Below are 26587 nucleotides of genomic sequence, written 5' to 3'. Positions count from 1 at the left end.
GGTGCGAGCAGCATAACGTATCACTGACGTGGGAAGCTGGTCCGCGGAAACCGGCGTCTCGCAGAGGTTGATCGAAACTGAGCTGCCGCAAGTCTTCGCTTCCGCCTGGACAACGAATTCGCCGTCCTGGGGAAAAATCAGCAATCCACGGTCTGCCCCGGCATGCTCGATTGCCGTGCGCAACAGCGATTCGATCAGCTTTTCCGTCACAATCTCGCCCGATACCGCTTGCGATACCTTGATCACAGTTTCCAGGTCCAGATCTTCGACCTGTACATTGATCGTAGCCATAGAGCCCGGAATTCGCATGTCCTGCGTCAAATCCGGATGGAGCCGATCGAGTTGTCGCACCTTCCCAAGCGCACCCCATTTCAAATAAGTGCGCCGCGCGTTTCCTAGATAGAGATGCGCAATCTCCTCTAAGCCGCGCGCCACGTAGAAACGGGCAGCCAGTTCGTAGCACAATGCCTCGTTTTGAAGGAATCCATTTGAGCGCGAGCAGCGGATGGCGCGTTCGTAAAAATCCATTGCCTCGAGCTGGCGTCCCTCTATGCGTGCTATCTCCGCATCGACTAATAGCGCACTATCTTCGAAGTTCTGGGGACAATTTTCCGCCCAGGACCGAAGTTGCCTGCTATGGGTCGACAGCGCGTCTTTATGCCTCGCATACGGATCAGTACCTACGGGCTCGCAACTGGCGGCAAGGGAGAGCGCGGTATAAAGATGATATTCCGACCTCTCCAACAGCATTACCGAAAGCGACGCTGATGACGAAAGATACATTTTCGCCTTTTCTGCGGCATTGTTAGCTGAAGCGTAGTCGCCAGCGAAGAACCGTGCCTGCAGCTTTCTGATCCAGTAGAAACATTCTGGCACGGCCAGAGCCGGGTGACCAGTGAGGCGCCCCTCGAATGAACCCTCCACGAATATATCAGTGTCGAGCGAACCGAATTTCGCTGTTTCGCCGCGGAGCGTCCGAACCAGCGCAAGCGGGGCAGCGATCAAATCAGCAGCATATCCGAACCGGATCGCGCGCGTAAACTCCAATCCGCTCTCGGCTTCACGTGCGACCAGATCAAGTGGATCTCCCGACGCTAGAAGCATAGAACTTATTTTGCGACTTGCGTATGCAGCAAACATCGGATCGCCTTGCTCATTCGCCATCTGAAAGGCACGACGAGCCGGATCGATACCCTCCCGTAGCGGGCGTGTCCACGGCACCACGAGCGCAAAGACAGAATAGGCTTTTCCAGCCCATCGCCTCAATCCGCGGTGCTCGGTCAAATCGCAGGCCATCTTTCCCAGTCGATAGCCTGCATCGTAGTCGCCGAAGCGCTCGCCAGCGATAAGTCCGACTCCGGCATAATGAGTAGGCGAGGCGTCACTGTTGCCATGCTCCAGGCTGAGGTTCACCGCCCTGCAGGTGGTGAGCGCATACAAGTTACCGTCGGTGTATAAGGCCGGTGCTCCGAGAGCGGTGAGCACGTCGAGAGTTGCGCGAGACTCCGGATCCTCCATTAGCGGCAGGTCAATGAGATCCTCGATTGGCCGACTTCCGAGACGAGACCAGATACGTCCGTACTCGAGCCGCGCCTCCAGCTCAGTCGGATGAGCTTTCCAATCGATGCCCACATGCCCGAGGTATTCCAACCCCACCGTGACCGCGCGGTCGACGGCTCCTGACATCGTGTAAATATCCACGCGTCGGCTCGCGACAGCCGCTCGTTGAATGATGTCATTTGCGCGCGTCGCGAGCTTCGTCAATCGCTCCTCCACTAATGACAGCGCACCTATACAGATCGCACAGTCGGCTCCATGTAGCTCCAGGGCGAAGGCAAGGTCCTGCCGGCGCTCCCATCCATCCTCGGGCATCAGCGCTGCGCCAGCGCTGATATATGCCAGTGCAGAAGAGTAGGCAGACGAAGCCTTCGCTCGCTTGCCAGCGATCAGATTCAGCTCGGCGAGCTTCTCGCGTTCATCCTGTGATGTGATGAGCGGTGCACCGCGGTTGAGTTGATTAACGATCTCAAAAATCATCTCCGGTAATTTTTCCGGCGAAATACAAGCTTCAAGCTCCCTACCTATTCGGAGGTGGATCTGCGCACGTTCCCCCTCAGGAATCAAGGAGTACGCTGCTTCTTGAATTCGGTCGTGTACGAAGTTGCAGGATCGCTCAGTGCATGTGATGAGACCGGCTTGAACTGCCTCCCAAAGGCCTTCATGGAAATCTTCTCGCAGACGTGAGGACACTGTTTCCAATAGTGTAATCTCAGCGCCGCTCCCTATGCATGCAAGGAATTGAAGGTCTTGCTGGATTTCAACAGACATTCGGGTCAGTTTGACGACCATGAGATCCACCACATTATCGGTATATCCCTTCCGACGGATGCGATCAAGGTCCCACGACCAGTGCTCTGCTTCATGATCAAACACAAGCATCTTCTCTTCTGCCAGTGAAGAAACGAATTGAACGCCGAAGAACGGATTTCCTGCGGTTTTCTCGTGCACAAGGCTCGCGAGCGAAGCGACTTGCTCTGGCTTGCAATGTAGAGCATCAGCGATCAGCTGCTCAAGATGCTCTCGGGTAAGTGGGTCGAGCGTTATTTCGGTCACGTTCCCACCTTCAGCCTTGATGGTGTCAAGTTTACGCATCAATAGATGCGTGGAATTGACTTCGTTGTCGCGATAGGCACCGATCAGCAGGAGGTTTTGAGGATTGGGCCGGGTCAACAAATCCTCTATCAAGTCGAGTGTTGCCACGTCCAGCCATTGCAAATCGTCAAAAAACAACACCAGCGGATGTTCCGGCCGGGCAAAGACGGCAATAAACCGGCTGAACACTAGCCGAGCTCGGCGTTGCGCATCTTTTGGAGGCAACTCTGGAACTGGCTGTGATGCTCCGATGATGAGCTCCACTTCTGGAACCAGATCCGCAAGGAGCCCCGCATTAGGTCCCAGAGCTTCCCGAAAAACTTCTCGCCAAGCTATAAGCTCCTTCTCGCTTTCGGCAAGCAATGGATGTAACAGACTCCGAAACGCTTGCGCTAACGTCGAATAGGGGATGTCGCGTTTGTACTGACCGGACTTACCCGCTGCGAAAAGCCCACGCGACGGCACCAGTGCTCGATGTAGCTCATTGACTGTGGCTGACTTACCGATTCCGGCATATCCAGAGACCAGCACTAACTCCGGGGCACCGTTTTTAACGACGCGCTCGAAGGCGGCGAGCAGGGTCTCGACCTCGCGCGATCGCCCGTATAGTTTCTCTGGAATTATTAGTTGATCAGGCGTATCGCGTTCGCCAAGCGGGAATTCGTTGATGCGTCGCTCGGTAAGACAGCGTCGCAAGTCCGCCTCAACGCCTGCCGCGGTCTGATACCGCTCTTCCGAGGCCTTGGCAAGCAATTTCATGACTATCGCCGAAAGGATGGGGGGCAAATTGGGCACACGGAGATGCGGTGGCTCTGCCTCTATCGCTATATGGCAGTGCATGAGCTCCATCGGTTCAACTGCGGAGAACGGCAGACTTCCAGTGATCATCTGGTAAAGCGTAACTCCGAAGGCGTATAGATCGCTGCGGGAGTCGACCGAACGATTCATCCGCCCAGTCTGCTCCGGCGCCAGATACGCCAGCGTACCTGCAATGGCCTCCGGCGGCTCAGGCCTTTGGCGCTCTCGCGTAAAACGTGACGCGAAGCCGAAACCCGTGAGCCTAACTTCACCGCTATCGGAATTCACCAGAACATTGGCCGGCTTGACGTCCCTGTGCACGAGCCCACTTTGGTGGACTTTATTTATCGCCGACGCTATGCCGATGGCGAGCCGCAGGAAGGTTCCTGAGTCCATCGGCGCGTCGAGAAGTTCATCAAGGGACTTGCAGCAGGCATCTTCGGGAGTAAAGAATCTGCTGTCAGGTGCCCGGAGCCGCGCGGCTAGATCAAGATCAAGTTGAATTCGGTTCATGAATGCCGGTCCATTCTGGTGCTTGCCCGAGTCACGAGCGGCCGAACCACAATGTCTTCAGAAACGACTCCTTTGAACTCCAAGAGAACACTGAAGATCCATAAGCGGCTGGCTGGCAATGATCACGCACCGACTGACTACGAATAATGAAACAGTATTATTAGAGAATACAAGATATTAGCCCTCCGAGATAGACTTGTCTCGGGTCGCGCAGACGGCCATGGTTTTCGGAAAGTATTAATTGCTGATTTGCAAAAAGCCTTAACCCAGGCTCGCTGGAGACAGAAATGGCAATCAGTGACCTGGGCACGATTAGTGTCAAAGAATTTAGCCCCGAACACAATTAAAAATCTTATAACTTCGTATTCGGGGGTGCTATTACATATTTATGCAATTACATGACATCTTATTCTGTGTTACCAGCCCGTGCCCACGGTGAAAGCAGATTCACTTACGGTGCGTCTAGCGTGAATCGTGCGCCGACGTTAAGTGATTTTTTTTCGAAGCTACTTCTATCAATGTTTAAAGCAAAAAAAACCTTGGCACTAACTGAGCCAAGGTTTAACCACCGCGTCCCAGGCGGTGGGGAGACGACTCAATACCAGAAAACAAGCCATTCCGGAATTCCTTAACGGCGATATCACTGTCATTCGAACAAGTTAATGTCAGTGCACGCTTTCCATACATAAATGCCTAACAATAAAATTCCTACACTGGCTATGCCTGTTCCGATCCAACCAAAATATCCGTAACTAAATACCCCTAGTATCCAACCAAGCACACAGCTAGCAAAACAATAAATAGCCGCCGCTCCGGTGTAAGCTGCTAGCACGACAGCGCGCCGAGTCCGCCTACTATCGATGCTGAGGGATTCTTTGTCTGCTTTCATACCGGAGCCATCTTTAGACGCCATTTTTGCATAGTGAGAATTTCGCGTTTGGCCTTCTTCAGCGCTTTGCATAAGCAATGTCGTTAATAACAGAGGTAGGCGTGATCTGCTTCAAGCTTGTCGCTCCCACCTGGCGCATGATGGTTTCGAACTCTCTCTGCAGGATGTTTAACACAGCAGCGACACCAGGTTCTCCAAATGCCGCAAGGCCCCAGCAGTATGGACGTCCGATGCCAACGCCTGTGGCGCCGAGCGCCAAGGCTTTGAAGACGTCTGTACCGCGGCGAACGCCACCGTCGACCAACACTGGAATACGCCCTCCGACGGCTTTGACTACTTCGGGAAGTACGCCTATTGTCGATTGCAGGCTTTCCTCCGCACGACCGCCATGATTGGAGACGAAGATCCCGTCGACGCCAACCTGCAAAGCCTTAGCGGCGTCGTCTCCAGTCATTATTCCTTTCAGAAAAATCTTCATCTTGGTCGAATCTCTCAGCTTTTTGACGAAATCCCAGGACATGCCAGTTCCATACAAGTTTGTGACATGTGAGACGTCAATATTGCTAAACATAGGTTTGCGGGAAACCTCATTCGCAAACCCGCCGGCATGACAGGCTACACAAGTACGATCATCCAGGCGGCGCAGGCGGAACAACGTCTCGGTGTTGCGCCCACCTTGTCGATCTACAGTCAGCACCAACGCAGGCACGCCATTACTTTCTGCTCGCTTGATCAAGGCCTGCGTCACTTTCCAATCGTCGGTCGGATACAGTTGTAGCCAGACGGGCGAGCCGTGGGCCTTGTTTACGTCTTCCAGGGAAGAGTTGCCTACTGTTGAAAGAATCATATGTTGCTTTTTAGCGCCGGCGGCACGAGCAACTGCCACTTCAGCCTCGGCGTGAAAAGCGCCCTGACTGCTCACCGGCGATAAAAAGATAGGGCTGGAATATTGGGCGCCCAAAAGGTGCATACTTGTGTCAATCTTGCGTGCGTCAATCAGCCTACTGACTTTGATACGTATCTTAGAGTAGTCCTCATGATTGGCGCGCAACGTGTCATCACCATCTACGCCAGTAGCAAGATAGCCGAAATGTGCTGATGGCAATGCTTTTTTGGCAGCCGGTTCAAAGTCCATGACGTTAAGCGCGTCTTCCGGCGACTCAATGACATCACCCACTTTTCGTGTCTGCGCACGCAGTACATCATAGCTTTGCGCCAGCGCGGCGGCGGGAATCGCCCCCACTAACACAGCAAGAGAGCCTAGCGTCGTTGCGTTGCTAACTAGAGGACTGCAGGCCAAAAAGCGCAAGAAATTGCGGCGAGCATCTTGCATCTCCAACAGTTCCGATGTTTGTTCTGCGCTGAATAAATTTAATTCGCTCATTAGTCGCTCCGGTCATAACGTGTCGGTTTAGCGCTCATGTCCCCGGGATAGAAGCCGTGGAGAGCGCTATGAGTAGAGGTAAGAAGCTTCTCCGACCTTTTACTCAGTCTATATTCAGCGGTTCTTCAAGCTAATACCTCTAAAGGGGGAGATTAAGAAAAATAATTGCGAGGCCAATGGCGAATTTATAGATTCCTGCTCAAATTTCTTTTTCACGTGATTCTTTTTTTAACATTCGCGCAGTGACCAACCGAAGAGTTAAAGTTTCTTCTTAAAAATTGAATGCGGTCGGGTGAAATACCTTCTATTCAATTTTTTTCCCTTGATTACTAACCGGAGTTGAAATGAAAAATACGCTAGTTATCTCTACGTTTGTCCTAGTCTACGGACTCAATTCTGCAATGGCCGAAAACAATCCATCTGCCAGTGATACCCCGGAGAAAACCCGCGCGGAAGTAAAGGCGGAAATTAAAGCGGCTCGTAAATCCGGTGAGCTAGATCGAAATCAAGACCTTGATCCTTTTCCGATAAAGGCCAGTAAAGGTAAGGGAAGAACTCGTAGTGACGTAAAAGCCGAGGCGAAGTCTGCGGTCAAATCTGGGGAGGTAAATAAAAATATTGACCTTGATCCGATACCCCAAAAAGGAGACAAGCGCAGCGGAAAAACGCGTTCAGAAGTAAAAGCTGAAGCAATTGCTGCAAGTAAGTCTGGTGATCTGAACAAAAATCTTGATCTACAAGACCTACCTACAAAAACAAAGTAGCGCTAAGCAGCCCAAGGTACCTTGGTCTAGTACACAGCTATCCTCGAGTCGGAATCTCTAGCTCAGAAACATAGGATGCAGAACCGTGATGCCGCAAATCCGACTCTTTGCCAGCACGAACCTCTCCTTAGCACAAAACATCAACACGTCGGACGAGCATTCACTTGGCGGGTTATCCCTTCGTGGCTACGTGTAACTGGTGCAGCGCTTATTGCATAAATATGTAATTTCACCCCACTACAGAAGTCCATACACTGAAAGTCTGAAATTCCCAATTCAATCAATTCAAACTGCGCATAACTGCGGAATTCGACGCAAACCTCAATAAAGGAAATGCATGATGTCCAAACCAATTCGAAAAATTGCCGTCATCGGCACTGGCGCTATTGGCGCCAGTTGGGCGACCCTCTTTTTATCAAGGGGTCTGGAAGTAGTGGCGACCGACATAGCACCGGGGGCGGAAAGCAGATTGCGTCAGTTCATTGATCAAGCATGGCCGGCGCTTGAGTCAATGGGGCTGGGAGCCGATGCAGATAAGGGCAAGCTCAGTTTCACCCAGGATATGCACAAGGCGATAGAAGGCTCGGACTTGGTTCAAGAGAATGGCCCAGAGCGAATCGATTTTAAACTTTCGCTATATGAAACTCTCGATGCGAACCTACCCCCTGAGGTCCCGATCGTATCCAGCTCATCAGGACTCATGATGTCGGATATCCAGGTTGGTTGCAAACGTTATCCTGAGCGTTGCGTCATCGGCCATCCTTTCAATCCGCCGCATTTGATTCCACTGGTGGAAATTGTGGGTGGTAAGCACACGTCCGAACAAACAATTCAACAAGTGACGGAATTCTACCGTGCGCTGGGTAAGCGTACCGTCCGGCTTCACAAAGAAGTACCAGGACACGTTGCGAATCGCCTAGCGTCGGCTCTTTTTAGAGAAATCGTTTATCTAGTGTCCGAGGGCGTCATCAGCGTAGAGGATGCTGATACCGCCGTTTGTTGGGGACCAGGCTTACGTTGGGGTGTTATGGGCCCCTCATTGCTCTACCACCTTGGCGGTGGCGACGGCGGCATTGAGCATTTCTTTGATCAATTCACGGGTCCAATGCAGGCTTGGTGGAAAGTTCTTGGCAATCCGGTGATTACACCGGAAATCAGGCAAAAGATGATTGATGGAGTAAAGGCAGAGGCAGACGGTCGCTCCCTGACGCAATTGGCAACTCAGAGAGATACCGCACTAATCGCATTGTTGAAAGCGCGTTTCCACGAGTAATGGCTAATTAATAGGAGCCTGTTTTATGTCTGATTTTATGTATCTGCAGTATGAAAAAAAAGGGAACATAGCTTGCATTACGCTGGACAACCCTTCCGCAATGAACGCGCTAAGCCAGAATGTCATCATCGAGCTGGACCGGGCTTTCGACCAAATTGGCACTGACACATGTATATCTGGCGTTATTCTTACTGGCCGGGGCAAAGCCTTTGTCGCTGGTGCCGATATCACAGATCTATCAGCCGTTGATAGCGTCCAAGCAGAGCAATTTACGTATTTCGGTCAGCGACTATTCAACAAAATCGAATCTCTGGGAAAACCGGTGATTGCGGCAGTCAACGGTTACGCTTTTGGCGGTGGCTGCGAGCTTGCGATGGCATGCACTTTGCGCATCGCCTCAGACCATGCAAAATTTGGTCAGCCAGAAGTGAAGTTGGGCGTAATCCCCGGCTTTGGAGGAACACAAAGGCTGCCGCGTATCGTGGGCATTGGTCGTGCCATGCAACTGATTCTCACTGGAGGAGTAATCGATGCTGAAGAGGCCCTGCGTATTGGACTTATTAATGAAATAGTCGACAGTGACAAGCTGATCGCAAGAGCCGAAGAGATTCTTTCACAAATTTCAGCCAACGCGCCAATTGCCGTCCGCCTAGCAATGGAAGCCGTCAATCGCAGCAGGGACACGACCGTCTCCGATGGCCTTGCCATCGAACGTGCGTTATTTAGCGTCTGCGCAGGAACCCAAGACAAACGCGAAGGCACTAGCGCCTTTCTGTCAAAACGGCCTCCGCAATTCAGCGGGAAATAGCTAACTCGTGCAACCCAGGAGGATCAATGAAGAAAGCAATTGGCGCAAATAACCCAGTAAAGGATGACCTGCTGTACGTTTTGGATCTCAGCGGCGGCCGCATCTTCACGGTACGGCCAGATGGTACAGAAAAAAGAATATTGGTCACCGGGTGTACGAATCCGGATGGTATTGCCTTGGATCTGGAGGCCGGCCGGATGTATTGGACGGAAATGGGGGTTCCGTATCTGAATGACGGCACCATCGAATCCGCCGACCTGAACGGTCAGCAACGCAAGACTATTGCTCCCAAAGGCATTACCTATACACCTAAGCAACTTTGTTTGGACCAAAAAAACCGCAAACTGTATTGGTCCGACAGAGAAGGTATGCGGGTGATGCGTGCAGACCTTGATGGAAGCAATGTCGAAATTCTTGTCGAAACCGGCCACGGTGATGAGGACCGGAAAGATCAAACCCGGTGGTGTGTAGGCATTGCAGTTGATAGTGCATCCGGCCATTTCTATTGGAGCCAGAAGGGCTCTGACAACTCCGGCTTGGGGCGCATATTCCGTGCCGGAACGAACATGCCGGCAGGTGAAAGCGCGCAAGCGCGCAGCGATATTGAGTTGCTGTACAAAGAATTGCCCGAGCCAATTGATTTGGAATTGGATTTGGTGCGACGTCAGATTTATTGGACGGACCGCGGTGACGCCCCTTACGGTAATACGGTGAATCGAGGGGCCATGGATCCTGTGCCGGGTACCGATTGCAAACCGAATATTTTAGTCTCACATCTGATGGAAGGCATAGGCATTGCGCTAGATTTCGACAATGGGCGCATGTTCGTGACAGACCTCGGCGGCAGTGTCTATGTCGCTAGCTTGAACGGTGCCGATGTTAAACCCTTGCTTTTTGCGCAGGGTAATCTTACTGGCATTGCCTATGCAGGCAGTGCCGTCACTGGAGATTGAAATGTCCGAATTAAAAAAAGATAATCTTTTCTCAGGATTAAAGGTATTGGACCTGGCCAGCTTCATTGCTGGCCCGGCCGCAGCCACAATTTTAGGCGACTTTGGCGCCGACGTAATCAAAGTCGAGCCTCCGACCGGCGGCGATCCCTACCGCCACCTGTATCTTACGCCCCCGAATCCAAGCAGCGAAACCAACTATACCTGGCAGCTCACAAACCGTAACAAACGCAGCCTGGCGCTGGATCTGAAATCGCCGTGTTCCAAAGATGTGCTGCATCGACTGGTCACCTGGGCAGACGTCCTGGTTACCAATTTTCCACCTTCGGTCCGGCAAACACTGGGAATCACTTACGAACAGTTGGCGCCGCTCAATGAGCGTTTGATCTATGCTGACATCACTGGATACGGACTTGCCGGCGCCGAAGCCAACAAGCCGGGATTCGATGTCACAGCATACTGGGCGCGCACAGGCCTAATGGATGTGACGCACGACGCCGATAGTCCTCCTACGTTGCCGATACCCGGCATCGGCGACCACGCCACAGCCGTGACTCTCTATTCAGCGATAGTGACCGCACTTTATCGGCGCGTGCTGACGGGAAAAGGCGGACACGTTACCACCTCGCTGATCGCCGAAGGTGCATGGGCTGCGGCAGCCTGGATTGAAGGAGCATTGAACGGGGCCAAGTTTGTCGAGCAGCATGATCGTAAGCGTCCTGCCAACGCATTGCTCAATCCTTATCGTACCAAAGATGGCCGTTGGTTCCTGCTGGTCGCCGCCCAGGGCAAGGACTGGCATGGCTTTGTCGAGACAATGAACCTACCACAACTGCTCGTAGACCCCCGTTTTGCCGACGGAACTCTGCGCAATCAAAATGCCGAAGCGTTGGTAAGTATCCTGGATCCCGTTTTTGCAGAACAACCTTTAGCCCATTGGGTCGATGTGCTCAATCGCGGCCGCGTCATTTTTGGTGTCGTGCAAACATTTGACGAAATCGTCAAGGATCCGCAAATGCTAGCCAACGACGTGCTGGTACCGCTGGCCGAACCTACCGGCAAAGCTTCCCATACGGTCAATAGTCCTTTGACGCTTGTCGGTGTCCCAAAGGTGGCGCCGGGGCGCGCTCCGGATCTCGGCGAGCACAGCGTCAATGTTTTGACTGAACTCGCGTTCAGTACAGTCGAAATTAACGCAATGCTGGTGAATGGAGCCATTTCTACCCGACAAAGCGCGTCGTAACGGACATTTTTTAACTATGTAAAGGATTCTGTCATGCCTAAGCCAGTCACAGCCCCGGCCACTTTGCCTACTGCAAATGGGGATTTTTATATGGTGGCGAACACCCTCAGTGATGAGGACAATGCCATCCGATTGAAGGTTCGATTGTTCATGGAGACCGAAGTCGAGCCCATTATCAACGACTATTGGGCTCGGGACGAGTTTCCTTTCGAACTGTTGCCTAAGCTGCAGCAACTCGGGATCGGTGGCCTGCCATATGAGGGTTACGGATGCCCAGGAAAAACCATGATGCTGATGGGATTTGTCATGATGGAAATGGCGCGCGTCGATGCATCGATGTCTACGTTCTTCGGTGTTCATACAGGTCTTGCAATGGGATCTATTGTTCTCTGCGGCTCGGAAGAGCAGAAACAGAAATGGTTGCCGCCCATGGCGGCGCTCACTAAAGTCGGCTCATTCGGCCTGACTGAACCCAATGTAGGATCCGGTACCGGCGGCGGCCTGGAAACAACGGCGCGCCGTGACGGCGACGGTTGGATTTTGAATGGCGAGAAGAAATGGATAGGCAACTCGACCTGGGGCGATCTGACGATTATCTGGGCCCGCGATGTTGCGGACAATCAGGTAAAAGGCTTCATCGTTGAAAATAACACGCCCGGTTTCAAGGTGGAGAAGATTGTCACAAAAATGGCGCTACGCGTAGTGCAGAACGGTCACATCACCATGACCGACTGCAGGGTATCCGAAGCCAATCGCATGCCCGGCGCTACTTCGTTCCGTGATACCGCAAAAGTGCTGCGCATGAGCCGCGCCGCTGTAGCCTGGGAATCCGTCGGCTGCGCCACAGGCGCTTATGAGCACGCCTTGCGTTATGCGCAGAAGCGGGTACAGTTTGGGCGACCGATCGCTTCATTCCAATTGGTGCAGGACCTGTTGTTCCGTATGCTTGGCAACATCACGTCTTCCCAGGCACTGTGCCTGCGATTGTCGCAGATGCAAGAAGAAGGAATAATGAAGGACGAACATGCGTCGCTGGCCAAGGGCATTTGCACGGTACGCATGCGCGAGACCGTGGGATGGGCACGCGAAGTCCTTGGCGCCAATGGCATCTTGCTCGAGCATCACATCGGCCGGTTTGTCGCCGACGCCGAAGCACTATACTCATACGAAGGCACACGAGAAATGAATGCCCTCATCGTCGGTAAGGCAGTCACAGGCTTTAGCGCATTTGTGTAGTCATGGGGGCCTCACGACAGTACCTATCGTTTGGGGCCGCTTCTGCGCGCGGGCGTGACTGCGTCATTCCCGCATCAATCCAAAGTGCGGGCGGTCTTAAGAACGTCAATTTTGCGTCGATTGATGTAAATAGTAACCTTAACGCCGGCAAGCAGTATTTTATGACTGCAGGCGCTAGATACTAACTTACTCATCATCTGCTCACATTTGACCTTGTATCTGCTGCAAATTCCAGAACCAGCACACCCGATCGTTCGCGCGCGACGTTAGTATCGTCATCGGTATGTTAATACTTGACCTCCGATGTGAGGTATGAGTTGCTCTGTCAGTGTCGACAGTACGGTCCGCATTTATAATTTTTGGCAACTGGCTCGCTCCCGACCACTAAAAATAACTCTCATTGCTGAAATTTTTTGTGACGCGATCACCATGCAAATTCTTAAATCCGTCCCTTCTGACAACGGCGCAGCAAAAGACTTAGTTCGAATCTCGTGCGACACTTTCGGAATCGAAACGGACTTTGATAATTTAGATAAAGCAATCGGCTTATTTGGCACGATTGATAGTAAAAATTCAATTGAACTTGTTTGTGTTATAGACGTTGACGTAGTTCGCTGCGTGGCAATACAGCGGCTTACACCACAAGATGCAAAGTTGGTCGGTTTTCATGTCGGTGCCAATCGACAAGGCCATGGTATTGGTCGCGCACTCTTATCGGCAGCCATTGCAGAAGCGACTGCCCTCGGTATTACTCAGCAAAATCTCGATACTTGGAGCCATATGGAGGCTGCCGCGCATCTGTAGGTGACTTTCGGATGGAAGCGAGCAAAGGATCCTCTTCCAGACTCCGGAGCAAACCGTAGCTTCACTCTGGCACTGATTTAATTTTACCCATGCAGGCTCGTCAGACCAGACCTAATGTAAAGTCCTGCGAATTCGCACCAATCGACTATTCAATGTCGCTTTGATTGTCTTCACCCGGCAGAAGCCACAGCAATATAGTGGCAAGTACGACACAAATATCTATCTCCAGCAAGATGGCATTCATACAAGTTCTAAGTCAGGAGCCAGCTGACGGCAAGTCCCAACAAACTTGTGGCCGCTCAATAGGCATTCTTTGCAATGAACCGATCTGGTTGCAGTAAATACGCAGCAGGACTTCCGAGCCTGCTCTCAGCACCAGCGCTGAAGTAGGCAGTAGAGAGAATCCCAGTCGAGAGGCTTGCGCAGAAATCCTGCAGCTCCTTGATTAGCATAGAATAATTCAGTATCTTCACTCGGCTTGCCAGTAATGATAATCACAGGAACAGGGAACTCTGATCGCTTGATATGCGCCAAGAGCTCCAGGCCGTTCATCAAGGGCATTTCACGGTCGGTGATAACGCAGCAAACCTGGGGCAGAATGTCCGCCGCAAGTAGATCTAACGCTGACGTGAAAGGACGAGGATGGTAGCCGAAGGAAGAGAGAAGATTTGCCAGCGATTCGAGTACGCGACCGTCATCGTCAACTATCGCAATGCTGCGCTTCGGTATCATCATATCGGTACTCCGCCTTTAAAAGGCGATTGTCAGGCATTATTGGTTGGGCTTGGTATTAAATCGATAGGCAGCCGGCTGGCCAACTGGACCAGGGCGGCGAATGACTTTGTACGTAGTTTTTTCATGATGTGGCCACGGTGGACTTGCACTGTGTACTCCGTAATTCCCAAGCAGCCGGCAGCTTGCTTATTCAGCATTCCCTTGACTAAGAGCGACAGAACCTGCTGTTCCCGGGGCGTCAGGGTCCTATACAGTGATCGAAGCTGGGCCTGCTCATTTTGCTCTGATCTCAACAGCCGCTCCTTTGCCAGCGCGGCATCAATGGCCGCCAGCAAGCTTACTTCGTCTAGCGGCTTAGTGAGAAAGTCAATGGCACCGCCTTTCATTGCCTGGACACTAGATGGAACGTCACCACGACCAGTGATAAAAATAACGGGCAATGCGGCTCGTGACATTGCTTGTTGTTGTACTTCCAAACCGCTCATATTGGGCAAACTCAAGTCCAGGAGCAGGCATGCGCAATCATCTTGACGTTGATATTGGAGAAACTCCTGCCCAGAGGAGAATAGTTCGACGTTTTTTCCGTAGGCTTGCAGCAACGCGGAGAGTGACTCCCGAACTCTATAGTCATCGTCGACGATATAGACCATTTCCTTCAATTGTTCCATAATGTCCTCCAATGACGACATAATAGTCGCGCGGCATCCTTAACATTATAATTTTAGACATAGTTAACCGCTCTGGCTATTACATTTTCCTCTATGTTCGGTTGTCCTCATGTTGTTGGTAAGGTGAGCTTGAAGCAAGCGCCACCGCCAGGGAGGTTTTCTGCCCACAAGTGCCCCCCATGAGCTTGCGCGATAGAGCGTGAGATAGCGAGGCCGATGCCCATGCCTTTGGCTTTGCTGGTGACAAATGCGTCGAAGATACTATTGAGGTCAGCCAGTCCAGGTCCATTGTCTACCACTTCGATTAGTAACCGGCCCTCTACGCAAGACTGTGCGCTGATTCGTAACTGAGCACGACGGCCGACGTTTTCAGCGGCCTCGATGCCATTGCAGATCAAATTGATAAGTATTTGTTGGATCTGAATGCGGTCAACCAGCACCATCGGCAACCGTTCTGGGAAAGTACATTCTATTGAAGTATTTTTGCGCTGAGAATCTTCATGTACCAGGCGTACTGCCTCTCGCACCATCTCCGCAACTCTCGTGCCCGACTTCCTGATGGACTCGCGCTTGAACAAAGCTCGAATATTCTGCATTGTATTGTCAGCGGCGCGGCCATCACGCAAAATCATTTCGATTGATTTGGTCGCAGCCTTCACGTTAGGCGGCGTGGCGCCCAGCCATCTGCGGGCCGCCTGCCCGTTGGCAATGACTGAGGTTAGTGGCTGATTTAATTCGTGGGCAATGGATGCCGACAACTCCGCCACAGTAGCCACGCGGGTGGCCCGAGCTAGTTTGGCGCGCGTCTCGCGCAAGCGCTCTTCCGTGCGCACTCGCTCATCGACATCGATAGCTATTCCATACCAGCGCTTGATCTGACCATTAGTATCACGAAGAGGTTCGCCCCGCTGCTCATACCAATGGAAGCTACCATCCGCGATTCGTAGCCGGTGTATCATCAAGTAGGACGTACCAGTGTTAATGGCATACATAAACGCCGCGGCGGTCGCTTCGCGATCTTCAGGATGGACGTTTTGGAGCCAGTACCAGTCTTTTGACTTCTCCAGCGTCGTCCCGGTGTGCTCACGTAGGCGCTGATTGAGATAGGTGGGCTGGCCGTCAGCCGATGTACACCAAATACCCAAAGGTAATGTTTCCACAATTTTTGTGAGCTCATGCTTGCTCATTTCCAAAGCTTCTTGCGCCTTCACCAGTTCATGAATATCGACTCCCAGCATGTACCAATTCATGACTTCACCCTTTTCATCCAACAAGGGCACAGCTGTCAGACGTTGCCAACGGTATTCTCCATCAAATTGCTTGCTCAGTAATGTCACATCCAGCGGTTGTTTGGTTCGTATACTTGCAGCCCATTCGCGCTGCGCAATTGGCAAACTGTCTGGATGCAAACTGTCCATCCAGCCCTTGCCGATTATTTGCTCTGCCAGGCGCCCTAAATGAGCGACCGTTACTTTGTTTGCATAAACAAGTTCACCTTGTGCATTGGCGACGCTGATACAAGCCGGCACAAAATCGACGATGCGTCGGTATTCTTCCTCTTGCTTACGTAGCGTAGATTCGGCGAGCTTGCGATCCTGGATATCCCTGCTGATGCTGACCCAGCGAAGAAGCATTCCGTACCGGTCGCGCATGGGATAGGTACGACAAAGCATCCACCGGTACCGGCTGTCGTGGTGCCGCACCCGGAACTCTACTTCGCAGGATTGGCTGGCCGCGGCCACCTGGTTTAAGTGCTCAAGGTAGAGTGGAACATCGTCCGGGTGAATCACTGCCAGACAATCACTCAATGAAGCCGCAGTTTGGATGCCGGTGTAGTCCTTGGTTGCTTGGTTGACGAACTCGGGTCGCCGGCTGGGCAGCAGCGCCCAGGCCAGGCTGGGGCGCAAATTCTCGAGCATTTCCATGCAAGCAGTTCGTTCGGCCAGTTGATCTTGCTGCTGCGTCGAGGTCTGTCCAGCACGCTGCAATAATTTTGCGACCATCAAAGTAGCAAAAGAAAACCCCAAGAGGCGCAGCATGTCCGTGCTACTCCCAGAGGGGGACCCGGCGTAAAAAGTGCCAGCACAGGCACCGGCAATCACGGCCACCGATGCCGTCCATTTGTAGGGCTCTGCCGCAAAAAAAGACAGGGCGGCAATATCAAGTAAAGCGAGCCATTCCAAATGCAGCGATGGCCACCCTAAAACACCAGCCAAGACTAAGCCAAACAAGGCCAAGGCCTGGAAAGTTATTTGGTGAAAGCGGTGCTTGTCGCTGACTTTTGAGCTGAGTTCATTTAGTCTGGGCAGCATTTTGGAAAGGTAGCATTTCAAATTGCTTTCTATGATATCACTTGCGGAACAGCAACGTTTTTTAGTCAGAGTAGCCGCCGCCCAACGCCATAGTCAGTAAAATCTCCGTTTCCAATTGACGATTCTGAAGAATAATGCCTTGCTCTTGTTCGCGAAGGACCAATAGTTCCGCCTCCATCGCATGCAGGCGATCCTCTAGTCCGCGTTCGAAATGAGCCTGAGCGCTTGCGAATGCGAAACCGACGGCCTCCAACTTGGCATCCTGAAGATGTCGCTGCTGGAGCAGATCTTGCAGCGCTAATGCTGCATGCGCGACCTCAGCTACCGCATTGACCACAGCTTGGTTATACATTGCGATCTGGACTTCTTCTTGCGATTTGGAGAGTGCAAGCTCAGAATTAAGTCGACCACTGTCGAAAATTGGAAGACTCAATCCGGGAATCAAATTGATCTGACGACTCGCCTTATTGAACAGATCTCGCGGGCGTAGTGCGTCAAAGCCGATGAAAGCCTTGATATCAAAATTGGGATAGAAAGCAGCTCTAGCGGCCTCAGTTTCGCTGATTGAGGCCTGTACCGACCAACGCCAAACCTGCAGGTCGGGGCGTCTGGCGAGCAGTCGGTAGTCTAGGGTTGGTGGTATTGCTCCGGTGGCGGAAGGCAGTGGTTGCGCTTGAATTGTGAGCGACGTTGAGGTCGCGCCAAGTAACGCACGCAGTGCTTCGCGCGATTGCAGGAGGTGATCATTTGTTGCGCTGATCTGCTGCTCAATAGTTAACAACTGAGCACGCGTCGCCTCTATCGGTAGCCGCGGTTTCAACCCGCGCTGGAAACGTTCCTGATGTGCCTGCAGTAGCTCCTGAGTCAGGCGCAGTGAGCGACGTTGCAAATCCAATGCCGCATAGTCCGCCTGCACTTGGCAATAAGTCCGCGTCACAGCTGCAACGAGGAGTAAATTCGCCTCAGCCAATTCCGCTTGCTGAGCGTTGCGCTGCCCCACGGCTGCCGAGAATTGCGCCCGCCTTTTACCCCAAATGTCTAGAGTATAGCTGCCCATCATACCAATCGTGTCCTCGGTGTACCACCGGCCGTGAGGCTGACCGGTAACCGGATCAGTATGGGAAAATGGTCCGGCGAAAGCGTTTTCCGACAACTGGGTGCGGTCTACTGTTGCTCCTAAATCTACTGCTGGACCGCGGTTGGCATCGGCAAGTTGGACAGCCCCCTCGCTCAAGCGAAGACGCGCCTCAGCCACAGCCAAACTAGGGCCATCTCTCAATGCTTGGTCGATGAGTGCATCGAGTTGAGTGTCATGGTATCGCCGCCACCACTGCGGCGCAGGCCAGTCATGCGGGGCCATCGAAACATCGTCAGCCAGAGCAATGCGGCTTGGGTCCATCACGACAAGCCTGGACGGTGGTTCCTTCATTTGCGCACATGCGCCAAGGCCGAGAGCCAGCACCAGTATTAGCAAAGGGTATTGTGCGCATTTCATGGCTTGCTTTGTCCAGTAGAATGCCGCTGCAAAAGACATTGCTCCAGTTGCATCAATTGGTGATTTATTGAGCTGAGTACAGCTACTGTGTCATGAGCGGAGAAGGCTGTTGGCATGTATTCGTTCAACGGAGGAGAAAGCGCAGGAGGAATAGTCGCGACGAATGCCGCCATGGACCGCAGCCGGTCCGATGCAGCCTTGCTTGCTGCGTCCAATGCTTCTATCTGACCCGATATGCTGCTATGACCATCTTCACGCAACATATTCAGCCAGTCGAAATCCCAAAGAATTTGGCGCGCGCTGCTTAGTACTCGTTCAAATGGCCATTCTATTGAATCTTCACTACCGCCCGTTGGCTCAAAGGCCAAGCGGCCTTGGAATTGACGCAGTCGCACGACGACGGACCACGCGTCGACTTGAGCTATTTCATATTCGTCCTTGTCGGCAGCTCCACAAGTCTCCACGACGCGCGAAAGCGCCCGCAATAGCTCTGCTACCACGGATCGCACTTGAGCGCCTTCACGCTCCGGCCAAATCCAGCTGTATATGGTCAATGAAATAATGACGCCAACTACAATCCCAACAGAGCGGTCACGGATTTCCGTTAAGTCAGTGCTAGGCCCGAAATTTCCGAGCAATGCCAGGGCGAAACAGAAAACCAACTGAAATCCGACATAGTCTGTAAGCGGCGAGCCAGCAGCAATCCAGGCTCCCACTGCAATGATGGCAAGACTCAGCAACAACAAACCGGTGATGCTATCCAGATGAGGGATGACAAAGACAGTGGCAAGAAGTGCTGCGGCACTGCCAAAGGCAGCACCGATCAGGCGCATTACACCTTTATGGGTAACGGCCCCCAGGCCAGGTAAGGCCAAAATGATACAAGTAAGCATACATGTATGAATCCCAGGCCACTGCACAGCAGTAAAAAACAGATAACCTAATTGAGTAGCAAATACGACTTTAAGCGCGAATTGGAGAGCAAGCGTATTTAAACTAAAAGCAGCGGCTTTTGCGTTGGTAGTGGGGCTTTCTAAAGCCTCTCGAGGCACTTCCTCCTGCACAAGTTTCAGGAAGGCCCGGCACATTGCTGCTAACGGTGCTGGAGCTACCACACTATAGTTGGGAGGGACCGGCACCATTCGAAAGGCACCACCATCCACTAACCGGTATTGCAGTTCAGAGATGGCTGCGAGAATAATCGAAGCATGGCGTAGGTAATCTAGATTAAGTTCTGGCGGGCCAGCATTGGAAATTTGGCGAATAGCGACCAACAGCCGCTCTACCAGTCGCACCCGTGCTTGGCAGCGCGCGTTATGATCGGCTAATTTAGGATGCGCCATCAATGCGTAAGACAATTGACGACGCATACGCAGAAACGTCTCTTCCATATCGACGGAACTATTTTGTTCGCCCTTGAGCCTGTGTGTGATGTTCTCTAGTTGAAACTTCAATTCTTTATGCAAATGTGAGTCGGCACTCGCAGGCAACAGATATCCGACTAAAACATTGACGACAATGGGATAGGATATGGCCACCCACACCCAAAGCACCGCCCGCACCAACAACTCAGGATTAGGCGCAATATCGACCTCACTTTGAATATAAATGACCGCAAGTCCGACTAAGAATCCGATGGCACCCAGCTTGCTTGTTCTCAGAAAGTACATAGCGCACAGAAGAATAAACATGGCTCCAAAGATGCGCAGTAAATGTACGTCAAAGGTCAAGCGCAACAGCAGCAACGAGCAGGCAACGGCCAATGTGAGGCCTACGGTAGCGACCAGGCCCGACAGGCGTGTAAGGTAAGTATTTTGCTGGGTCGTTGAAAATATGGCAATTATGGACAAGGCTATAAAAGGAACCCTCAACGCCATAGAAATGACTATCACAATACCGCTTGCGATCAGATAGCGCCAAAGCGTGGTAAATCGTCCGGGAACAGGTGCCAGTTCCTTATGAATTACTGTACCCAGCGAAACAAACGAAGAAGTCATCGACGGCATAATAGTGAGATGCTCTTAGCGAAAATGACTGGGGTGTTCGGAGATAATCGCCACCGCAGAGGCACCGATTCGGAATAGCTCGCTATCCGCATTGTCCACCAGGATTCGAACTGGGAAGCGCTGAGCAACCCTCACCCAATTGATTGAACGCGGCACATGGGGGAGACCGGCGTCCTGGCTTCCCCCATCATCTGGATAGACTCCGTGTCCGACGGACTCCACAATGCCACTGAAATGGCGCGAAGGCGCGGTCAGCAGATAAATCTGCACGTGCCGGCCCGGGGCCATCTCTACCAATTCCGTTTCTCTAAAATTCGCCACCACATACCATCGGCGCGTATCGGCGAGCGTAAAGACTGGTCGACCTGCAGCGGCGAACTGGCCAGCCGCCGTTGTGAGCCCAAGAACCCGGCCATTGAAAGGAGCTCGCACCGTACTGAATTCAAGATTGAGCTTAGCTAGTGCAATTTCGGCAGTTAGGACTGCACGTTGGGCTAACAAGGCTTCCACCCCACTGACAGCAGCTTTGGCCTGCTGCGCCTGCAATACAGCCGACTGCAGCTGGGCCTGGGCACTGCGGTGAGCTGTTCTGGCTTGATCGAGCTGTTCAGCCGAAACATACCCGGGATTCAATAAAGGTGCCATCCGATTCAAAGTATCGGTAGCTTGCTCTGCGGCGGCGCGGGCTCTTTCGACGCTACTGTGTGCGGCGTCGGCAGCAAATTTTTGCGCATTCACCGAGCGCTGCGTCAATTCAATCTGAGCATTCAGCGTCTGTAAGCCCGCCTGCGCTTTGGCCAGCGTGGCCTCAAAAGGCCGGGAATCGATGCTGAAGAGAATGTCGCCCTGTTTGACAAGCTGATCATTTTTCACAGCCAGCTTGTCTATGCGACCACTGACTTCCGGAGCGACATTTACTGTGTCGGCATAAACATAAGCATCATCGGTGCGCGGCGCCGAATCCAGTCGCCATATGACATAGATGACCAGTGCCAATGCCAATTTCACCAAAAGCAGCGTCACGATACGTGCCTGCACAACCTTTTTCTTTGCTACTTGCATGACGGCCTCTAATTTTGAAAAAGTACGAGCCAAGAAAGAAGAGCCATCGAAAGATTTAGTGCGGCATAGCTTATGATCAGTGCCCACTGTTCAAAATGTTGACGCCAACCTGTGGCCGCCAGCAAGCTATCGACAAGCACGGTGATGACCAAGGCAATCAGCATGCAGAACATCCAGTCGGGGAAGAACGCTCCCAGTACTGCGACCGATGGAGTGACCTGGCAACCTCCTAGCAGCGAAAGCAGAATGCAAATGCGCATGCGCCTTATATAGCTGACAAGTCTATTGGTGTCGTTTAGCATAGCCTCGGAAGAGTTTAATTAGCGGCTTTGGAAATGAACTGCGAATTCTTGCATGAGAACGGACGTGCAAGTAGAGAACGGTCAACGCCAATCACGCAATCACGGACCACCCTAACCTTGGTGAGGTGAAGTTCCGACAACAAAGTCAAGCCCACCTTAAGCATCTTGCTTGAGGTAGTTGATACGGATCGAATTTGATCATTTGTGCTCATAGCCACTTGCACCTCAGTTCTGACGTCGCAGAGGATGGCCTAGACTAATCTAGGTGAGTAAACATCGTAGCGGTGATCGGCGATTCGGGGTATTACATCTTCCTGCAATATACGAGGCGATAAACACAGGATGGTCGACGTACTCTTCAAACTAGCATCGATTTCGCTGTCAAAAATCTGAATTGCCAGAGTCATTAGAAATTATGACGAATCCCCGTCGCTATCCCTTTGATTGTGGAGCCTGGGCTAACCCCCAAACTATTGATCGCGAGATCGTATATCCCATTCCTGTCGTTCCGTAGATGCGTGTAATAGACGAAGAAACTAGTACGCTTCGACAAAATATAATCATAGCCAAGCGTGAGATGGGTGGCTCCGGTATCCTCTCCCTTCCTCATAAATCCGATTCTCTTGGTTGAATCTCCAGTTACGTCCGCTGCACGCGCCACTCCAAAACGCACCTCCTGATTGCCGAATTGATGGGTCAATGAAACATAGTAGGATTTTCTTTCTAGTGTCCCTGTACTTGTTTCATATCGCAGTTTTTCGGCGATCGTGGCGATTCTGGTTTCACCAAATTTATAGGCAAATGCAATCTTTGCACCGCTGTCATTCAATCCGGGGCCCTGGTATTCGTGATGTCGCTCTGTCGCGATGGTGACGTAGACTGGCCCTTCGTCGTAGACGAAAGCTAAAGAGGTCAGCGATGGCTTTGCACCATTCACCGGCCGCTCTTCGTTAAATCCGTGCGCTATGTGCGCAGAATATCCTCGCCATGCAGGAGTCCAGTAGTGCAGGCTATTTTGTTGTCGCCGATCAAATGATGAGGTATCTATGACATTGTCGGTAGTCGAAGCAGAGCCATTCCCCATAATACTCATATATCCTGCCGTGGTCGGATAAAAAGGGTCAAGGCTTGAAGTCGCTCCGTTATACGGAGTAACCCAATTTCCTCCAAATATCGTACCTTTGGTCCCCTCCAGTCCAATTCGAGTGTCGCGCGCAGCGATTCCTCCCGCACCAGTATCGGGAGAAACAGTTCCTTCTATCTGAAAAATGGCATGCAGGCCATCACCCAAATCTTCCGCGCCGCGAAATCCCAACACCGAACGGTCATTTGAAAGCCGGTTCACCGCAATGTTATTCCCATTCGCGTCGCTGGAATTGCGAAAAGATTCTATCGCTACGTTGAGACGACCATAGACCGTTACTGATGTTTGAGCATGACCGGAAGCAGCGCATAGCAGCAAGGAAATCCCCAAAAAAGTCGCCTTCAACGTCACAATAATCTCCTAAAACGCAAAACAACTGCAGCCAAGCGTCCCCCAGAACCCGCTGTAGTCAGAAACCGGCACAGACGATTTGCGTGCGACATCATGAGCATGAGAATGCACACCACAAGGACCCTGGCACTGGTGAGGCATTTGCGCCAGTTTGTGAGATGCCTGGGCGGGGCGATAATGCCCAGGGACGCTTGCCACGGGCGACCAATCAGGCATTACAGGCAGAGGCGGCGGATCCATTGACGAGAACTCGGCTTGAGCATGGACCACTTTGCCGCCAACGATAGTCAAGACAGATTCAATCGACTTGATACTCTCTTCGTCGACAGAGAAGAAATCCTCTGACAGAACGCACAGGTCTGCGAGCATACCTTCTTTGATTCGCCCTTTTTTACCCTGTTCGTTTGAAAACCAGGCGCTGCCGGCAGTCCACAGCTCCAGTGCAGTATCTCGTGATATGCGATTTTCCGCCTCATACATGCCAAGGCCGCTGACTGTCTTTCCGGACACCATCCAATACAATGCTGTCCATGGGTTATAGCTCGCCACGCGGGTTGCATCGGTGCCTGCCCCAACCGGGACTCCTGCTGCAAGCATTCGCGCAATTGGAGGGGTATTCTGCGCTGCTTGGGCACCATACCTCTCAACAAAGTATTCCCCCTGGAAAGCCATACGATGCTGGATCGCGATACCGCCGCCTAATGCCTTTACACGATCAATATTTTTCGGTGTGATCGTCTCGCAATGGTCAAACATCCAATGAAGTCCATCAAAAGCAATATCCTGATTCACTTTTTCAAACACATCTAACATACGACTAATCGACTCGTCGTAAGTAGCATGAAGGCGGAAAGGCCACCTGTTGTTGACCAGATGGCGAACCACTTGCTCCAATTCCGGTTCAGCATCCTCGCCCAGGTCAGGGCGTGGCTCGCGAAAATCTTCAAAGTCGGCTGCGGAGAATACCAGCATCTCGCCGGCGCCGTTGTGCCTGTAGAAATCCGAGCCGTCGCCAGGTTTTACCATCGTGGTCCATTTTTTGAAGTCGTCCAGCTCATGCCCCTTGTTTTGAGTGAACAGGTTATAAGCGATACGAACAGTCAATTGGTCTTCGTCCGCCAATTGTTGAATAATGGCGTAGTCGTCAGGATAATTTTGAGATCCCCCTCCCGCGTCGATAGCGCTGGTTATTCCTAATCGATTTAATTCGCGCATAAATCGTCGCGTAGAGTTCACTTGTTGCTCGCGCGGAAGCGTCGGCCCCTTTGCAAGCGTTGCATATAGAATCATCGCATTCGGCCGTGCGATTAACATCCCAGTCGGATTACCGGCGGAGTCACGTTGTATTTCACAACCAGGCGGATTCTGCGTGTCTTTGTTATAACCTACCGCCCGCAGCGCGGCCCGGTTAAGCAGTGCGCGGTCATATAAATGGAGTAAAAATACCGGAGTATCGGGTGCTGCGGCATTAATCTCGTCCAGTGTAGGCATTCGTCTTTCAGCGAACTGGAACTCTGTCCAGCCACCGACGACGCGCACCCATTGAGGTGAGGGGGTACGCAGAGCCTGCTCTTTGAGCATGCGCATGGCATCTGCTAACGAGGGTACGCCCTCCCAACGTAATTCGAGGTTATAGTTAAGGCCGCCTCGGATGAGATGCAAGTGGGAGTCATTCAAACCAGGGACAATTGTTCTACCGCCTAAGTCAATAATTTTGCTCTTCCAAGTGATTCGTCGCATGACATATTCAGTATCACCAACAGCAATAAATTTTCCGTCTTGAATGGCGACAGCGCGCGCAAATGGCTTCGATTTATCGGTAGTGTGGAAACGGCCATTCGTCAAGATAAGCACTTCTGGCTCCGACGTCTGGCCATCAGGCGTTTGCAATTGGTGGTCCTTGTTCATATCAATACTCCGGTTAAGGCTGGATTTCAGTTAAGATTTTTTTAGATAACGAAGCTGCGTTCCACTAACTGTTTTCCTTTTTAGTGGCAACGGGCGGCGTTACCCCCGTAATCTCAGGCGCGCACTCATGGCGAAACCACGCTAAGGAAAAGTCTTTGTGCAATAACTGTTTGGCGATGGGTAAGATTTGGCCGCCAGCGAGCATTCCTAACAAACCAACGAGCGCTACCGCTGGCGGCGCTGGTGAGCGCACCCCAATCAAGCCATAAATGAAACCCATCAACACGCCGGCGCCAAGCGATATAAGATAAATCATGATCTTGCCCTTCAGGTTCAGGCGTTTGACCCGCATCCCTGTCGCGAGGCAACGCATTTTTTCTTGAAGATGCGGGCCGCAAGCCGACCCGCATCCCCACTCTCAGACGGTACTTATTTGGCAGGAATAGGAGCAAGCACGGGATGCGCGCCTGCGGCCCGTTGAGGTGCTTGGTGCACCATAGTGTAGGCATAGTCGACGCCCATACCATATGCTCCGCTGTGCTCTCTGACGATGGCCATCACCGCGTCATAGGTCTCTTTGCGTGCCCAATCCCGCTGCCATTCCAGCATGACTTGTTGCCAAGTTACAGGTATGACCCCAACCTGAATCATGCGTTGCATGGCAAAGTCGTGTGCCTCTACCGAAGTTCCGCCAGAGGCATCCGCTACCATATAGATTTCATATCCGCCTTCCTGCATCGCACTTAACGCAAAGCTGTTGTTGCAAACCTCAGTCCATAGACCGGATACCACGACTTTTTTGCGCCCATTATTGGCCAACGCGTTGCGTACTTTCTGGTCGTCCCAAGAATTCATCGAGCTACGCTCCAGAATCTCTTTGCCTGGGAAGACATCGAGAAGCTCCGGATACGTAGGTCCCGAGAATCCTTGAGTTTCAACGGTTGTAATGGTGGTTGGAATGCCGAATGCTTTAGCCGCCTTTGCCAAGCCAACGACGTTATTTTTAAGCGTTTGCCTGTCAATTGAGACTACGCCAAAAGCCATCTGCGGTTGCTGATCGATAAAAATTACTTGGCAGTTCTTAGGTGTCAGTAATTCCAGTTTTTTTTCGTTACTCATTTGTTTCTCCATTGGTTGGACTTGCGTGGTGGCCCCAGCGGCGGCCATTTAAATCGGGTTAGATCTGCATCCGGGCAAAAAAGCCTACTTTCTCTTATGCGGCAAGAGCGTTTGCAATCATTAAAAAAAATCAATCGCCCGAAGGTTATGGGTTCGTTTTTCAGTCGGTAT

The 26587-nt window shown here is 52.0% G+C and carries 20 protein-coding genes; 7 read left to right on the top strand and 13 right to left on the bottom strand.

What is annotated here, in order from left to right; genetic code table 11:
- A partial coding sequence (locus IEW12_RS18485) for an ATP-binding protein (RefSeq protein ID WP_188567516.1) occupies positions 1–3963 on the bottom strand: 3963 nt, incomplete at its 3' end.
- 947 nt (positions 3964–4910) lie between these two features.
- Positions 4911–6236: an alpha-hydroxy acid oxidase gene (locus tag IEW12_RS18480; RefSeq protein ID WP_229751205.1), complete on the bottom strand. Its 1326-nt coding sequence runs from the start codon at positions 6234–6236 to the stop codon at positions 4911–4913.
- 344 nt (positions 6237–6580) lie between these two features.
- On the opposite strand from IEW12_RS18480, the gene IEW12_RS18475 reads away from it, so the two are divergent.
- From IEW12_RS18475 to IEW12_RS18445, 7 genes are all read left to right on the top strand, one after another.
- Positions 6581–7000, top strand: coding sequence for a DUF4148 domain-containing protein (locus IEW12_RS18475; protein ID WP_188567515.1), 420 nt, complete (start codon positions 6581–6583; stop codon positions 6998–7000).
- A 340-nt stretch (positions 7001–7340) separates the two neighbouring features.
- The gene (locus tag IEW12_RS18470) at positions 7341–8273 is read left to right on the top strand and encodes a 3-hydroxyacyl-CoA dehydrogenase NAD-binding domain-containing protein (RefSeq protein WP_188567594.1); all 933 of its coding nucleotides are present in this window, start codon (positions 7341–7343) and stop codon (positions 8271–8273) included.
- 25 nt (positions 8274–8298) lie between these two features.
- Positions 8299–9081, top strand: a complete 783-nt coding sequence (locus IEW12_RS18465) for an enoyl-CoA hydratase/isomerase family protein (protein WP_188567514.1) — start codon at positions 8299–8301, stop codon at positions 9079–9081.
- A 26-nt stretch (positions 9082–9107) separates the two neighbouring features.
- Positions 9108–10034: a 3-hydroxyacyl-CoA dehydrogenase gene (locus IEW12_RS18460; protein ID WP_188567513.1), complete on the top strand. Its 927-nt coding sequence runs from the start codon at positions 9108–9110 to the stop codon at positions 10032–10034.
- A gap of 1 nt (position 10035) precedes the next feature.
- Entirely contained in the window at positions 10036–11274 is a 1239-nt protein-coding gene (locus tag IEW12_RS18455; RefSeq protein WP_188567512.1) for a CaiB/BaiF CoA transferase family protein, read from the top strand.
- 33 nt (positions 11275–11307) lie between these two features.
- Complete coding sequence (locus IEW12_RS18450) at positions 11308–12510, top strand: acyl-CoA dehydrogenase family protein (RefSeq protein ID WP_188567511.1); 1203 nt, start codon at positions 11308–11310, stop codon at positions 12508–12510.
- A 429-nt stretch (positions 12511–12939) separates the two neighbouring features.
- Positions 12940–13314: a GNAT family N-acetyltransferase gene (locus tag IEW12_RS18445; protein WP_188567510.1), complete on the top strand. Its 375-nt coding sequence runs from the start codon at positions 12940–12942 to the stop codon at positions 13312–13314.
- Positions 13315–13683: 369 nt separating this feature from the next.
- Here the strand turns inward: IEW12_RS18445 and IEW12_RS18440 are convergent, their stop codons facing one another.
- From IEW12_RS18440 to IEW12_RS18390, 11 genes are all read right to left on the bottom strand, one after another.
- On the bottom strand, positions 13684–14049 hold the full coding sequence (locus IEW12_RS18440; RefSeq protein ID WP_188567509.1) for a response regulator transcription factor: 366 nt from the start codon (positions 14047–14049) through the stop codon (positions 13684–13686).
- Positions 14050–14078: 29 nt separating this feature from the next.
- Entirely contained in the window at positions 14079–14717 is a 639-nt protein-coding gene (locus tag IEW12_RS18435) for a response regulator transcription factor (RefSeq protein WP_188567508.1), read from the bottom strand.
- A gap of 107 nt (positions 14718–14824) precedes the next feature.
- A complete protein-coding gene (locus IEW12_RS18430) occupies positions 14825–17050 on the bottom strand; it encodes a PAS domain-containing sensor histidine kinase (protein WP_188567507.1) in 2226 nt (741 codons plus the stop codon).
- A 40-nt stretch (positions 17051–17090) separates the two neighbouring features.
- Positions 17091–18563, bottom strand: coding sequence for an efflux transporter outer membrane subunit (locus IEW12_RS18425; protein ID WP_188567506.1), 1473 nt, complete (start codon positions 18561–18563; stop codon positions 17091–17093).
- On the bottom strand, positions 18521–20530 hold the full coding sequence (locus IEW12_RS18420) for an FUSC family protein (protein WP_188567505.1): 2010 nt from the start codon (positions 20528–20530) through the stop codon (positions 18521–18523). The genes IEW12_RS18425 and IEW12_RS18420 overlap by 43 nt, the downstream gene beginning before the upstream one ends.
- A 15-nt stretch (positions 20531–20545) precedes the next feature.
- On the bottom strand, positions 20546–21592 hold the full coding sequence (mdtN, locus tag IEW12_RS18415) for a multidrug transporter subunit MdtN (protein ID WP_188567504.1): 1047 nt from the start codon (positions 21590–21592) through the stop codon (positions 20546–20548).
- An 8-nt stretch (positions 21593–21600) separates the two neighbouring features.
- Positions 21601–21852, bottom strand: a complete 252-nt coding sequence (locus IEW12_RS29015; protein ID WP_268237257.1) for a YtcA family lipoprotein — start codon at positions 21850–21852, stop codon at positions 21601–21603.
- Positions 21853–22300: 448 nt separating this feature from the next.
- Complete coding sequence (locus IEW12_RS18405; protein WP_229751203.1) at positions 22301–23389, bottom strand: porin; 1089 nt, start codon at positions 23387–23389, stop codon at positions 22301–22303.
- Positions 23390–23398: 9 nt separating this feature from the next.
- Positions 23399–25297 carry an amidohydrolase gene (locus IEW12_RS18400; protein WP_188567502.1) on the bottom strand — a complete coding sequence of 633 codons (1899 nt, stop codon included), beginning with the start codon at positions 25295–25297 and terminating at the stop codon, positions 23399–23401.
- Positions 25298–25361: 64 nt separating this feature from the next.
- The gene (locus IEW12_RS18395; protein ID WP_188567592.1) at positions 25362–25616 is read right to left on the bottom strand and encodes a XapX domain-containing protein; all 255 of its coding nucleotides are present in this window, start codon (positions 25614–25616) and stop codon (positions 25362–25364) included.
- A gap of 110 nt (positions 25617–25726) precedes the next feature.
- Positions 25727–26416, bottom strand: a complete 690-nt coding sequence (locus IEW12_RS18390) for a hydrolase (protein ID WP_188567501.1) — start codon at positions 26414–26416, stop codon at positions 25727–25729.
- Positions 26417–26587: the final 171 nt, after the last annotated feature.

It is taken from the genome of Parundibacterium terreum (assembly GCF_014636315.1).
GTDB lineage: Bacteria > Pseudomonadota > Gammaproteobacteria > Burkholderiales > Burkholderiaceae_D > Undibacterium > Undibacterium terreum.
The sequence above is the reverse complement of the archived record's forward strand: the minus strand, read 5'-3'. Positions and strand labels throughout refer to the sequence as shown.